Below are 13,200 nucleotides of genomic sequence, written 5' to 3'. Positions count from 1 at the left end.
TTGGTTGCGTGAGTGCGTTGACTGTTGGATGATCGGAGCCTCTACGACGCCTCGGGGAGCAACACTCGTGGAGCACCCCTCTACCAGCCGCCCCCTCCGCCTCCACCGCCGCCTCCGCCGGAGAAGCCTCCACCGCTGGAGCCGCCGGAGAAGCTGCTGCCGCCGGATGAGCCCCAGGACGAGCTGCTCGATGGTGGTGGTGGCGTCGTGGCGAAATGAGTACTCGCGAGACTGTTCGTGAAGACGCTGACGGCGGCCAGGTCCGTGCTGCCCGAGTACCAACTCGGCTGCTCGGTCACGTCGTAGTGGCGCCCGAGTTCAGCGATCCACTCGCGCTCCAGCCCGAAGATCATGGCGTACGGCAGCAGCTTCTCGTAGAGCTTGATGACCGCGGACTCGTCGGTCACATCCACGCGCTCGGCGGTCCCCGGCGCCTGCAGCACCCGGATGCGGTCGGCTTCCGCGAGGGAGATGTAGTCCCGCATGCCGAAGAAGTGGTCGCGCACCACGGCGCCCTTGTCGGTGATCAGGTAGGGGCGTGAGGCGAGCGAAGCGACCACGACCCACCCGACGACGCAGACGACGGCCGCGGGACCGAGTCCGGGTGCTTCGACATCCAGCCCGATCGACACGAACCACAGAGCGACTGCGGCGCCGGCAAGACCGAACGTGGACCAGCGTACGATGCGCGGAATGCGAGACTTCGGCTGCGCCCGCCACCGGCGGGTTCGCACCTCCGTCAACATGTCGAGCGTGTGAGAGGCGAAGCGGTCGCCGATCGCCGTGTCGCTGGAGTTGAGCGTGACGCGCTTCCCCACCGCGAGTTTGCCGAAAAGGACCTTCAGAACCCAGCGTTCATCATGCGACACCGTGGGCCACCCGGCCAGCAGTTCCAGCTCGTAGCGGGCATCCGTGGGTCTGGCAGGGTGCTCCCTGATCGCGAGGATGCGCGCGACCGCGAAACGGACGATCTGGGCCGGAAGCGCGGCGTTCGTCTTCCCCAGAAGTTCCGCGGCCAGCATGGGGTACACATCCGGCAGCGAGGAGTATTCGGGGATGATGATGCCCCTGCCTCGCGCATCGCGCCAGAGGAACACCCGCACCCCGATGATGAACAGGAAGGCCGCCACCGTGAGCGCGATGAGCACCCACGGAAGCACAGCGAAGAGCCAGTTGTTCTTGAGCAGTGGCGGGTCGACGAACGTCGCCCGGTCGAATCCGATTGCGATCGTCATGGTCTGGTACGGCGCGAGGTCGCTCACGGAGGCGCGGATCGTGTCGCCGGTGCGGGTGATGTCGCAGGTGTCCGTGCTGCCCTCGTAGCCCTGGTAGCAGGCCAGATTTCCGGTGAGGGAGCCCGCGATCCCATTCTCGAGGTGCACCGTCGCCGAGACCGAACCGAACGGCTGGCCCCACCCGGTGCCGTTGACGTCCCAATAGAACTCGTCCGCGTCGGTGTCGGCGAAGGAACCGACGACGTTCCGCTGCGTGTACTCGATGCGGTAGGTGACCGTCCCGTGCACGAAGGCGTCGGCGCTTCCGATGCGCAGCACGGTGAACCCGTCCTCGTGGCTCGTCGAATATTCGACGGCGTTCCCCGCGGCATCCGTCACGCTCACGATCGCGAGCTCGAGGCGGGCCTCACCGTACCGATCGGGGATCGCGCGCTCGATGCCGTGGTTCTGGTCGAAGTCCGGGAACTCTGCGACGAGCGTCTCCACGGTGCGGAGCGTGGCGTTCCCGCCGGCATCCCGGCCGAGAAAGAAATCGGACGACATCGACGTGAACGAGAAATCCTGGGTCGACGCGGCAGCGTTGGAGGCGAGCCCGCCAATGGCGAGAGGAACGAGCAACACCAGGGCGGAGACGGCGGATGCTGCAGCTCGGCGCAGGCGCATGCAGTCAGGGTATCGGAGAACTCCCTGCCCAATGTCGACGGAAACTGTAAGACTTGACGCACGGGATCGTCGCGTTCCCCGATGGAGTGGCTATGGACACAGCAGTTCGCCGCCGCGTGATCACCCTGACCCTGCGCGGGGGCACGCTCCTCGGCGCTGCGGTCGTATCGTTCAGCGCCGCCTACATCGCCGGCTGGCCGGAGCTGCTGGTCCTCGCGTCGTTCTGCGCCATCCCGCCGCTGCTCGCCCTGTGGCTCGTCGCCAGGATGCGCCCACGGCTGAGCGTCGCGCGATTCGCCGCCCCGGCGATCGTCAGTGCCGGTGCAACCGGTTCCGCAAGCCTGCGACTCGGCAACCTGGCGAACTCGAAGACCCCGGCATCCCAATGGAGCGACACGCTCCCGTGGGGGACGGGTCGCACCAGGTCGCTCGAGCTCGCCGCAGTGAGTCCGGGCGGAAGCCTCACCCTCCGCTACGCCTTCGTACCGCCGCGACGGGGAGTCTCCGAACTCGGACCGCTCGTCATCAGCCTCGGCGACCCGTTCGGACTCGCGCGAGGCGAGTTCCCGGTGGGGGACCGCAACCGCGTGATCGTCGCTCCCGAAACCGTCGACCTCGATCAGGGGTCCGTCGACATCGCCTCCGACAGTGGATCGGCGCGACTGTTCCAGCACCGCGCCCTCGCCGGCGAACACGACATCATGACGCGCGACTATCGCCCGGGGGACGCGCTCCGCAAAGTGCACTGGAAGGCATCCGCCCATCACGGCGAGCTCATGGTGCGAGAGGACGAGAAACGCAGCCACGCCGAGGCACTCCTGCTCGTCGACACCCGGCGCGGCAACTGGCGCGACGTTTCGCGGTCACCGTCGCCCGACCGGCCGGAGAGCGACCGCTTCGAATGGGCGCTCAGCATGATCGCCTCCCTGCGCGACTACCTCATCCGGGGCGGCCTGCGCGTCGACGTCGTCGAAACGGCGGTGCGCCAGCTCGCGGATGCCGGGCACGCCGACGACTTCGTGGAGAGCCTCGCGCGCGTTCGGCTCAGCTACCAGGACGGACCGAAACTGCGGCTCGCCGAACCTCGCGCGGACAGCGTCGGTTCCCTTTTCACGGTTCTCGACGCGCCGGATGCCGAAACCATCGACGCGCTCGTCGAACAGCGCGCCGGATTCGACCTCGCCGTCGCCTTCCTGCTCGGGCCGGCGTCCTCCGGCGCGACACACGGTGCTGCTCGCGGCGCCGCGCGGGGAGCGTCGGAGGAACGGCTCGTGGCCGCGGGGTGGAGCGTCCTGCGCGTGCCCGACGGCGATACCGTGTTGAGCGCCTGGCAGTCGCTCGGGGCCGCGAGCCCGGCGCAGCCCGCGACGGAACGCGATGCGGAGGTCAGCAGTGCCTGATCGGAAGCCGGCTCGCGCCGCGTCGCGTCTGGATCGAACGGACCTCCGGCGGTCGGCCCTCATCCTGCTCGCCTTCGCGGTGACGCTCGGCGGTCTGCACACGATCCTCGACGGCGTCGCGTGGTGGATCCTCTGCACGGTGTTGTGCCTCGCCGTGTTCGGGGCGGGCACGATCGTACGGACGGTGCTGGCGGCCGGGAGTATCCTGGCCCGCATTCTCGCGCCCGTCGCCGGACTGCTCGTCGCCGCGGTCGTGGTCATGGTGCGATTCGGATCCGGATCGGGCATCGCCGGCGTCCTTCCCACGTCGGACACCGTCGAGGTGTTCCGCAAACTCATCCGGGATGCCGGGTACTCCATCACCTGGCAGAACGTTCCCGCGAACGCCGACGATGCCATCTCCTTCGTGCTCGCACTCGGGGTCATCGCACTCGCGGTCGTCGCGGAGATCGCGGCGTTCTCGCTCCGGCTTCCCGCACTCGTCGGAATTCCGCTCGCCGTGATCTTCCTCGTCCCCGGCATGACACCGGAGGGGAAGACCGACGGCTGGTTCTTCGCGGCGAGCGCTCTCGCCTACCTCTCCCTGCTCATTGCCGGGCGACCACGACACGTCATCCCCGCTGTCGCCGTGGGGGCGATCGCCGTCGTGAGCGGGCTCATCCTGCCTGGCGCGCTGCCCAGCACGGACATCACCGCCACGAGCAACGGGCTCGGCCCGAGCGTGTCGACCGGGGTCAACCCCGTGCTGCATCTCGGCGATGACCTGCGGCAGGGCGACAAGCACATCGCCCTCACCTACAGCACCGTCTCCGGGGAACCGGAGTACCTGCGGCTCGCAGAGATCTCGGACTTCTTCAGCAAGGACTGGGGGCCGAGCCAGCCGAACCTGGACCCCCGGAACCGTCCGGTCGAGTTCCCGCGCCCGCCTGGGCTTGACGTGGGCGTGACGACGGATCGCGAAGTGAGCTACATCCACGTGGCGAACCTCGTGAGCCCGTGGCTGCCGGTGCCGTATCCGGCATCGAGTGTCACGGGGCTCACCGGCTCGTGGCAGTACCTGCCGGAGTCGTTCACGGTAGCCAGCAACCTCACTCTCGCGCGAGGGGAGAACTACACGGTGGCGAGCGTGAAGCTCGAACCGACTCCGCAGCAGCTTCTCGCGGCGGGCACGCGCGTGCCGGCCGACCTCGCGAACTACCTGGTGCTTCCCCCCGACACTCCGGAGATCATCGCGTCGACCGCGACGAAGGTCACCACAGGGGACTCGAGCAACTACCAGAAGGCGCTCGCGCTCCAGGAGTACCTCAGGTCCGCGCCGTTCCACTACTCGGAGACCGCGCCCGTCACGGACGGATACGACGGCACGGGGGTCGAATACGTCGCTGCCTTCCTCAAGGAGCAGAGCGGATACTGCATCCACTTCGCCTCCGCGATGGCGGTCATGGCGCGAGAGCTCGGCATCCCCAGCCGGATCATCGTCGGATTCCAGCCGGGGAGCCTCCAGAACGGCGAAGACCGGGGCCGGAAGATCTACGCGGTGACCACGCACGACCTTCATGCCTGGCCGGAACTGTACTTCAGCGGGATCGGCTGGGTTCGATTCGAACCGACCCCGAGCCGCGGGTCCGTGCCCGACTACGCGAACCAGACCACCGCGGGTGTGCCTCCGGTGACCGTCGGCGGATCGGGGCCGTCATCCCCGTCGAAGGGCGACCACTCCGGCGCACCGCAGATCGACGAGGGCCCGACCGTCACGCGGTGGCTGACGAGCGGGGACTGGTCGGCGTGGTTCGCGATCGCCGGCATCCTCGCCCTCCTCGTGTTCCTGATCTTCCTTCCCGCCCTCGTGCGCTCGCTGCGACGTCGTCGCCGGCTCTCTCGCCTCGCCAGCGGCCGGGGAACCGTCGCCTCCGCCTGGCGCGAGATCATCGAGACGGCGGAGGACATCGGCATCGTCATCCCGCCGACCCTCACCCCACGGGAGGCGGTCGCGAGACTGGACCGGGTGCGCGGGATGTCCGGGGGAGCAGGCGAGTCCCTCGCCCGCGTCGGACTCGCCCTCGAACGTGAAGGCTATGGCCCCGGGGGCGGTGTGAGCGCCCGGTCCGCCGAAGAGCGTCGGGCGCTCGCCGCGGACGTGACCGCGGTACTGTCTTGCCTGTCCGCGAGCGTGGATGCGAACGCGCGCGCGAAGGCGACCATGCTTCCCCGCTCCCTCGTGAGCCGCATTTCGACCTCCGTCGCACGGTTCGGGTGACGCAGGATAGATTCGAACGAACAACATCGGGGCATCCGCCCGAGCAACGATTCAACAGTGAGGTGAACGGTGGCCGCAGCAACTGACACGCAGCTCGGAGATTTCCATGCGCTGAGCAGGGAGATCGTGCGAAGCGTCGAAACCGTCATCGACGGCAAGCGCGAGGCGGTCGAGCTCGCGCTCACGACGGTGCTCGCCGAAGGTCACCTGCTCATCGAGGACGTTCCGGGGGTCGGCAAGACCATGCTCGCGCGGGCCCTCGCCCGCTCGATCGACTGCACCGTCAACCGCATCCAGTTCACCCCGGACCTGCTCCCTTCGGACATCACGGGCGTGTCCGTGTTCAACCAGGGCGAGAGGGTGTTCGAGTTCAAGCCCGGACCCGTGTTCGCGAACATCGTGATCGGCGACGAGATCAACCGGGCGAGCCCGAAGACCCAGTCCGCGCTCCTGGAGAGCATGGAGGAGGGCCAGGTGAGCGTCGACGGGACGACGTATCCGCTCGCCAGGCCGTTCACTGTCGTCGCCACCCAGAACCCCGTCGAGATGGAGGGAACGTACCCTCTCCCCGAGGCGCAGCGCGACCGGTTCATGGTGCGGATCTCGATGGGTTATCCGGATGACGCGGCCGAACTGGCCATGCTGCAGACCCGCGAGCTCTCGAGCCCGCTCGATGCCCTGACCCCTGTCGTCTCGCTCGAACAGCTCACCGGGATGATCGCCATGGTGCGCGGAATCTTCGTCTCGCAGGCGGTCGAGCAGTACGCCGTGAGCATCGCACAGGACACCCGCCGCGACCGCGAGCTCCGCCTCGGCGCGAGTCCGCGGGCGACGCTGCACCTCGTGCGCGCCGCAAAAGCCCGCGCAGCCCTCGACGGGCGGGAGTTCGTGCTGCCGGACGACATCGACGCGCTCGCCGTGCCCGTGCTCGGCCACCGGCTCATCGCGGCCGCACGTGTCGCCGGGGCCGGTTCTGCGTTCCAGTCGAACAGTGTCGCGGACATCATCCACCGCATCGTCGCGGCGACCCCCGTGCCCCTTGGCGCCGGCGATCGGGCCTGATCTCCGGCATGCGGCGGTCACAGGGTCCACGGGGTCGCTGGCACGCGCGACCGGGGACGAGGAGGCGTCTGCGCGTCACACTCGACCGCCGCGGGCTCGCGCTCGTGATCATCGGCGTCGTTCTCCTGATCGCGGCCTATTCCGTGCCGCGCAGCGAACTCCTCTACGCCGGGTCGCTTCTCATCGGGCTTCCTCTCCTCGCGTTCGCCTTCATCCGATTCCGTCGGCGAAGTTGGGGTGTCGCGAGACGGTTCAGCCCGCCGGTCGCCGAGGCCGGCTCTCCGGTGGCGGTGACCGTCGAAGTTCGCAACCTCGCGTCCACGCCCACGGGGGAGTCGACGTGGCGTGACGAGTGGCCTTGGGCGCCGCACGGTACGCCGTCGGCCAGGCTCGCCCCCCTTCAACGAAACCGAGGCGTGCTGGGGGCTTCGAGCGCGACGACCGTCGACTACGTGCTTCAGCCGCCGATGCGCGGAGTGTTCGACGTCGGGCCGCTCGTCGTCGAGGTGTCGGATCCGTTCGCCCTCGCGCGCGGCGAGATCGTCGTCGGGGCCACCCAGAAGCTCGTCGTCACGCCCCGAGTCGTCGCGCTTCCCATCGTCGGCCAGTCCATGCCGGCGGATGACGGGACGGCGCGGGCATTGCAGCGACGCAACGTCGGCGGTGGCGACGACCTCATGACGCGCGAGTACCGGCACGGCGATCCGCTCCGTCGCGTCCACTGGAAGGCCACGGCGCGGCAGGGCGAGCTCATGGTGCGCCAGGAGGAGCAGCGCAGCCACGCGCAGGCGCGCATCGTGCTGGACACCCGCAAGACCGGCTACCACGACGCGGTGCCGAAGTCGGTCGACGAACCGGAGAGCGACAGCTTCGAGTGGGCGATCGCGTTCACCGCATCGCTGACGTTCCACCTGCAGCGGATCGGCTATACGGTTGAGGTGATCGAGACCGGGGATCGACAACTCACGCTTCCCGATCATCCCGAGGAGTTCCTCGAATCGCTCGCCGCAGCGTCCCTCGTGGACGGACCGCCCCGACGCATGGTCGTTTCCCTTCCGAATCAGGGATCGCTCGGCTCGATCTTCGCGGTCGTGGCGGATGCCGAGCCGCACACGGTCGAGCGGCTCGTCGCCCAGCGCCCGCAGTTCGACAGTGCGATCGCCTTCGTCGTCAACCCGCACAGCGACCTCGTGATCGCGCCGCTGCGCGCCTCAGGCTGGACGTGCGTCGCCGTCCGCCCGACCGATGACCTCGCTGCGGTGTGGCTCGCGGCCATCGAACTGAGGGAGGCGAACCGTGCGCGCGCCTGAACGCCGCCGGGATCGGCTGGATCACCGCCGCGCATGGCGCGTGAGCGTCGCGCTGCTGTTCTGCCTTTCCATTTCCGCTGCGGCGCTCCACACCGTGCTGCAGGGCTTCGGATGGTGGTTCCAGATCACGGGAATCGTGTTCGCCGTTCTCGCCGCCGCCGGCATCACGCGCGCACTGGGTGCACGGTCGCAGGGGACGAGGTCGCCCGGCCGCCGCGCCTGGTTGCCGACGCTCGTGGCATCCGCCGTTCTCGTCACGCTCATCACGGTGTTCTTCGCCTCCCGGTCGGCGTTCCTGTTCGTGATTCCGACGTTCGAGTCCTTCGCCGTGTTCGGTGATCTCGCGCAGGCCGGATCCCTCGCCATCGCGAATCAGGCGGTGCCGGCCGACGTCACCCTCGGGATCTCCTTCCTCCTGGCGGTGGGCGCCGGGTCGCTTGCGATCCTGGCGGACCTCCTTGCGGTCACGTGGCGCAGGCCGGCCCTCGCCGCCATCCCCATCGCCGTTCTCCTCGGCATCCCGACCTTCGTCGGCATCCAGCTCGCCGACGTGTTCGTCTTCGTTCTCTCGGCCGTGGCCTGGCTCGTACTGCTGCGTGCCGGAGAGCCTTTCCCGCAGACCTCCCGGGCAGTCGGCATCGGCGCGGTGTCCGTCGTTGTCGCGCTTCTCGTTCCGCTCGCGCTTCCGACGGTCGACGAATCGACGGCGAGCGGCGACGCGTTCGGCGGATACCTCGCGAGCGTCAACCCTGTGCTGTCGCTCGGCGACGAACTGCGGCGAGAGCTCCCGCGCACGATCCTCACCTACAGCACGCTGTCGGACCAGCCCACCTACCTGCGACTCGTGAGCCTCCAGAACTTCCTCGCGGAGACCTGGGAACCCGATCCGCCGACCATCGACCGCGACAACACACCCGCCGCCGTCGGGCCGCCTCCCGGGCTGGAGGCGGACATCCCGGTCGAGAACGAGACCACGTGGGTGGATGTCAACAATCTCGGGAGCCCGTGGCTGCCGGTACCGTACCCGGCGACCGACGTGAGCGGCCTGCGCGGGAACTGGTTCTGGGATGCGGATGACCTCACCTTCACGAGCCCGGACCGGGTGGCGCGCGGCGAGGAGTACCGGGTGTCGAGCCTTCTCGTGCAACCGACGCCCGCACAGTTGGATGTGGCGAACAGCACCCTGCCGAACCCGGATGACAACTACCTCGACCTTCCGGCCGACCTGCCCGGCATCATCCGCAGCACCGCGCAGCGAGTCACATCGTCTGCCACGAGCAACTACGGGAGGGCGGTGGCGCTGCAGGAGTACTTCCGCGACGGCACCTTCGACTATTCGGAAACGGCGCCGGCCGACTTCGGTTACGACTCGAACGGGATGAAGGCGATCGCGCAGTTCCTCGAGGCGAAGAGCGGCTACTGCATCCACTTCTCCTCGGCCATGGCGATCATGGCGCGCACGCTCGGCATCCCCTCCCGCGTCGCGGTGGGCTTCCTTCCCGGCGAGAAGCAGGCGGAGACGGTCGAGGGGCGCACGTCGTACCGCGTGACGACGCAGGACGTGCACGCCTGGCCCGAGCTGTACTTCGACGGGATCGGCTGGACCCGGTTCGAGCCCACTCCCGGCAGAGGTTTCGTTCCGACCTATGCGGATGAGGCCACGCCCGGCGTCCCCGTCCCGCCGGTCACCACCCCGACCGCGACGCCCACTCCGACGCCGGAACCGACCAATTCGGCGACCGCGGCCCCGATCGATCCGAACGACCCTGCGGCGAACTCCAGCACCGCGGCGGTGTCGCTCGGCTGGCTGTGGACGGGGCTCAGCCTCCTCGGCGTGATCCTGCTGCTGCTTCTCCCCGCGTTCATTCGCGGGATACAGCGCGCGCTTCGGCTGCGCCGGCTCGCGAGAGGTTTCCCGGCTGCGCAGACCGGCTGGAAGGAAGTGCTGCAGAGCATGCACGACCTCGGGGTGGACATCAGTCCGACCGCGACCCCGCGCGAGGCCGCGGCCGCCATCGCGGACTCGGCCCGCCTCGGCGAGACGGACAGGGTGGGCCTCGATTCGCTGCGCGCCCTCGTCGAGCGGCAGAGCTTCTCGAGGAGGCGGGCGGAATCGGGGCTCGCGCACGGAGCAGTACCGGGCGGCGCGGATGATCGCGTGTCCGACATCCTCGACCGAGTGCGGAGAGCATTCGGATGGCGTCGTCGAATCGTCGCCGCGCTCGCGCCGCGTTCGATCTGGTCCCGACTGTCCCTCAGTCGCGCGGACTGAACGCGATCGTCGGCCGGTGTCCCTGCCGCTCGATGATCTCGGCGTGCACGCCGTACACGTCCTCGATGAGTCGCGGAGTGAGGGTCGCGCCGGTCGGCCCCGACGCCACGACGTGGCCTCCGGACAGCACGATCACGTGGTCGCTCCAGCCGGTCGCGAGGGTGAGGTCGTGCAGTGCTGCCATGACGGTGACGCCGCCGGCGGCGAGGTCGTGCAGGAGCGCGAGTGTCGACAGCTGCGCCGAGATGTCGAGATGGTTCGTCGGCTCGTCGAGGAGGAGGAGTCGGGGTTCCTGGGCCAGTGCCCGCGCGAGGAGCACCCGCTGGCGCTCCCCTCCGGAGAGCTCGGTGACATCCCGCTCGGCGAACGCGCTCATCCCGACCGTGTCGAGAGCGTTCCGGGCGATCGCGCGGTCGTGTACCGATTCGTCGGAGAACATCCCCTGGTACGGGATGCGACCGAGGGAGACGACATCCGCCACCGAGAGGGAAAGCTCGGTGGTCGCATCCTGTTCGACGAGCGCGATCGTGCGCGCCCTCGTCCGACGTTTCATGGCCAGGAGGTCGTCGTCGCCGAACCGGATGACCCCGGCCTCGGTGGGCAGGATCGTGGCGAGGGCGTGGAGGAGCGTCGACTTGCCCGCGCCGTTCGGGCCGATGAGGGCCGTGACGGCGCCGGATGGGGCGGAACAGTCGATGCCGTCGATGATGAGCCTGCCGTCGAGCCGGACCGTGACCCGCTGCGCGTCGAGGCCGTTCATTGCGGGGACGCTCACGAGTTGACCCTCCTGCGCGCCAGGAGTGCGGCGAACACGGGGGCGCCGATGATCGCCGTGACGATGCCGACGGGAAGCTCCCTCGGGTCGAACAGCGACCTGGCGGCGGTGTCCGCCCAGATGAGGAAGCTCGCCCCGACGAGGGCGGAAAGCGGGAGCAGGAGCCGGTGTCTCGGCCCGACGAGCAGCCGGACGGCGTGGGGCAGGATGAGGCCGACGAAGCCGATCGCGCCGCTCACCGACACCATGGCTCCGGTGAGCACCGCCGCGCCGGTGAGCATGATCCAGCGGGTCGCCTGCACGTTGATGCCGAGCGTCGCGGCGGAGGTGTCGCCGAACGCGAACGCATCCAGAACCCGTCCGCTCAGCGTGATCGGCACCCCCGCGACGAGGATGGCGACCGCGGCGATCCCGACGGCGGGCCAGCGCGCCCCCGCGAGGGAGCCGAGAAGCCAGCCCAGGATCTCGCGATACGAGTCGCCGGTGACCGTCCAGAAGATGATGAGGCTCGTCACTGCGCCGGCGAGAGCGGAGACGGCGATGCCGGCGAGGATGGTGCGGCCGGGGGTGATCCGCCCGAACGCCCCGGCGAGTACGAGCGTCGCCGCGAGGGCGATCATGGCGCCGAGGAAGGCCGCGAACGGCAGGAGCAGCGCACTGCCGAGGAGGAGCACGGCGACCGCTCCGAGGGACGCCCCCGACGACAGGCCGAGCAGGTAGGGGTCGGCGAGCGGGTTGCGGGTGATCGCCTGCATGACGACGCCGGCGATGGCGAGGCCCGCGCCGACCGCTCCGGCGGTGAGGATCCGTGGAAGGCGAAGGTCCCAGACGATGCTGTCACGCAGCGGTTCAAGCGGCGAGGGGCCGAGCCCGAGGTGGTGCAGGATCGAGCCCCAGACATCCACCGGGGTGATGTTCGCGGGGCCGAAAGTGACGGCGAACGTGATCGACGCGAGGACCGCCGCAGTGAGCACGACGGTCCACACGATGGCGTTGGCTGACCTAGCCAAGATTCAGCGCTGCGAGTTGCTGCGCGAGGTCCGCCGCGGCATCCACCGTCCTCACGCCGGCCTCGCTCGCCGCGAACGGCACGATGAGGTAGCGATGGTTCTTCACCGCGTTGAGCTTCGCGGTCGCCGGGTTGCCCTCGAGCACGGCGATCTTCTTCTCCTTCGTGCTCCAGCTGGCGTCCACGAGCACGATCACGTCGGGGTTCGCCGCGATCACGCTCTCCCAGTTGTAGCTGGCCCAGGTGTCCTTGACGTCGGCGGCGATGTTGCGAAGGCCGACCGTGTCGAGGATGAGCTGAGGTGCCCCGATGCCGGCACCCACGTAGGGGATGTCGGACCCGGAGGAGAACCAGAGCGCGCTCAGGCCGCGGGTGTCCTTCGTGATCGAGGCGAGGGTGGCGTGCTGCTCGACGATGAGGTCGGCGTCGTTGACCCCGAAGATGTCGGCGACCTCGCCGATCTCCTCGTCGATGTCGCCGAAGGTCAACCGTGCTGGCTTGTACGCGGACTCCTTGCAGGCGGCAGGGGAGACGTAGGTGCGGATGCCGAGCGCGGCGAGGTCGGGGCGGGTGCCTGCGCCGTCCGCGGAGAAGTTCGACTCCCATCCGGCGTAGATGAAGTCGGGGTTCGCGGCGAGGACGACCTCCTGGGATGGCACCTTGTCGGCGAGCACGGGAAGGCCGGCCGCGGCATCCGCCCACTTCGCCGGCACCGGTCCGTCCTGGAACGCGGTACCGACGATGCGGTCGCCGAGGCCGAGCGCGAGGAGCATCTCCGTGGAGGTGGACTTGATGGTGATCACGCGTTTCGGCGGGGCAGTGACCGGAACCCGCACTCCGCAATTGTCGATCGGCACCGCATTCGTGGTGGACGGTGATGGCGCACCCGCCGCAGTGGCGCAGCCGGTGAGCAGCAGAGCGGCGCTGGCGAGCAGGGAAAGAGTCAGCAGTGGACGGGGCACGAAATCTCCGGATGTGGTCGAGTGTGGTCAAGGGAGCCGAAGCGAGCATTCGGCGAGGCAACCACGCAGCCCAGATCACGGGCACGCACACCACACCACATCCGGTGAGGGGGTCAGGGTTCCACTGTAGTCGCAGCGCACGGCGACATCGTGCGGGCGCGGTGGCGGGGTCGCCCTCCGCGTGTGCCCTATTTGGGGGTAGTCGGAGTGGGTGTCTGCCGCTGTCCTCTCATGTGCATCTGGCGCGTGTGGTGC

The 13,200-nt window shown here is 69.0% G+C and carries 9 protein-coding genes; 5 read left to right on the top strand and 4 right to left on the bottom strand.

The genetic code is table 11. The features are described from left to right. Positions 1 to 80: 80 nt before the first annotated feature. The gene (locus BKA04_RS03900; RefSeq protein ID WP_167309659.1) at positions 81 to 1,898 is read right to left on the bottom strand and encodes a DUF2207 domain-containing protein; all 1,818 of its coding nucleotides are present in this window, start codon (positions 1,896 to 1,898) and stop codon (positions 81 to 83) included. Between the two features lie 92 nt (positions 1,899 to 1,990). Here BKA04_RS03900 and BKA04_RS03895 point away from each other — a divergent pair, with 92 nt between their 5' ends. The 5 genes from BKA04_RS03895 to BKA04_RS03875 all read left to right on the top strand — a co-directional run bounded on the left by BKA04_RS03895 (position 1,991) and on the right by BKA04_RS03875 (position 10,199). Next, entirely contained in the window at positions 1,991 to 3,298 is a 1,308-nt protein-coding gene (locus BKA04_RS03895) for a DUF58 domain-containing protein (RefSeq protein WP_104095236.1), read from the top strand. Further along, positions 3,291 to 5,555 (top strand): transglutaminase TgpA family protein, encoded by a 2,265-nt coding sequence (locus BKA04_RS03890; RefSeq protein WP_167309658.1) that lies wholly within the window; start codon positions 3,291 to 3,293, stop codon positions 5,553 to 5,555. Before BKA04_RS03895 ends, BKA04_RS03890 begins: the two co-directional genes overlap by 8 nt. Before the next feature lie 69 nt (positions 5,556 to 5,624). Beyond that, complete coding sequence (locus BKA04_RS03885) at positions 5,625 to 6,617, top strand: AAA family ATPase (RefSeq protein ID WP_104095234.1); 993 nt, start codon at positions 5,625 to 5,627, stop codon at positions 6,615 to 6,617. A gap of 8 nt (positions 6,618 to 6,625) precedes the next feature. After that, positions 6,626 to 7,927, top strand: a complete 1,302-nt coding sequence (locus BKA04_RS03880; protein ID WP_104095233.1) for a DUF58 domain-containing protein — start codon at positions 6,626 to 6,628, stop codon at positions 7,925 to 7,927. Next, positions 7,914 to 10,199, top strand: coding sequence for a transglutaminase TgpA family protein (locus BKA04_RS03875; protein WP_104095232.1), 2,286 nt, complete (start codon positions 7,914 to 7,916; stop codon positions 10,197 to 10,199). Before BKA04_RS03880 ends, BKA04_RS03875 begins: the two co-directional genes overlap by 14 nt. Here the strand turns inward: BKA04_RS03875 and BKA04_RS03870 are convergent. The 3 genes from BKA04_RS03870 to BKA04_RS03860 are packed head-to-tail and all read right to left on the bottom strand — an operon-like array spanning position 10,183 to position 12,945. Continuing rightward, positions 10,183 to 10,974, bottom strand: coding sequence for an ABC transporter ATP-binding protein (locus BKA04_RS03870; protein ID WP_232841951.1), 792 nt, complete (start codon positions 10,972 to 10,974; stop codon positions 10,183 to 10,185). The genes BKA04_RS03875 and BKA04_RS03870 overlap by 17 nt on opposite strands. Further along, positions 10,971 to 11,984, bottom strand: coding sequence for a putative F420-0 ABC transporter permease subunit (locus BKA04_RS03865; protein ID WP_221234031.1), 1,014 nt, complete (start codon positions 11,982 to 11,984; stop codon positions 10,971 to 10,973). Before BKA04_RS03865 ends, BKA04_RS03870 begins: the two co-directional genes overlap by 4 nt. Continuing rightward, positions 11,977 to 12,945, bottom strand: a complete 969-nt coding sequence (locus tag BKA04_RS03860; RefSeq protein WP_104095230.1) for a putative F420-0 ABC transporter substrate-binding protein — start codon at positions 12,943 to 12,945, stop codon at positions 11,977 to 11,979. Before BKA04_RS03860 ends, BKA04_RS03865 begins: the two co-directional genes overlap by 8 nt. Positions 12,946 to 13,200 lie beyond the last annotated feature (255 nt).

The sequence above is a fragment of the Terrimesophilobacter mesophilus genome, assembly GCF_014200375.1.
Classification (GTDB): Bacteria; Actinomycetota; Actinomycetes; order Actinomycetales; family Microbacteriaceae; genus Terrimesophilobacter; species Terrimesophilobacter mesophilus.
This window is presented reverse-complemented; position numbering and strand designations above follow the sequence as displayed.

What these genes read in the sequence shown, in the direction of transcription:
- BKA04_RS03895 (WP_104095236.1), top strand. Translation starts at nt 1,991, where the DNA reads ATGGACACAGCAGTTCGCCGCCGCGTGATCACCCTGACCCTGCGCGGG.
- BKA04_RS03900 (WP_167309659.1), bottom strand. Translation starts at nt 1,898, where the DNA reads ATGCGCCTGCGCCGAGCTGCAGCATCCGCCGTCTCCGCCCTGGTGTTG.
- BKA04_RS03880 (WP_104095233.1), top strand. Translation starts at nt 6,626, where the DNA reads ATGCGGCGGTCACAGGGTCCACGGGGTCGCTGGCACGCGCGACCGGGG.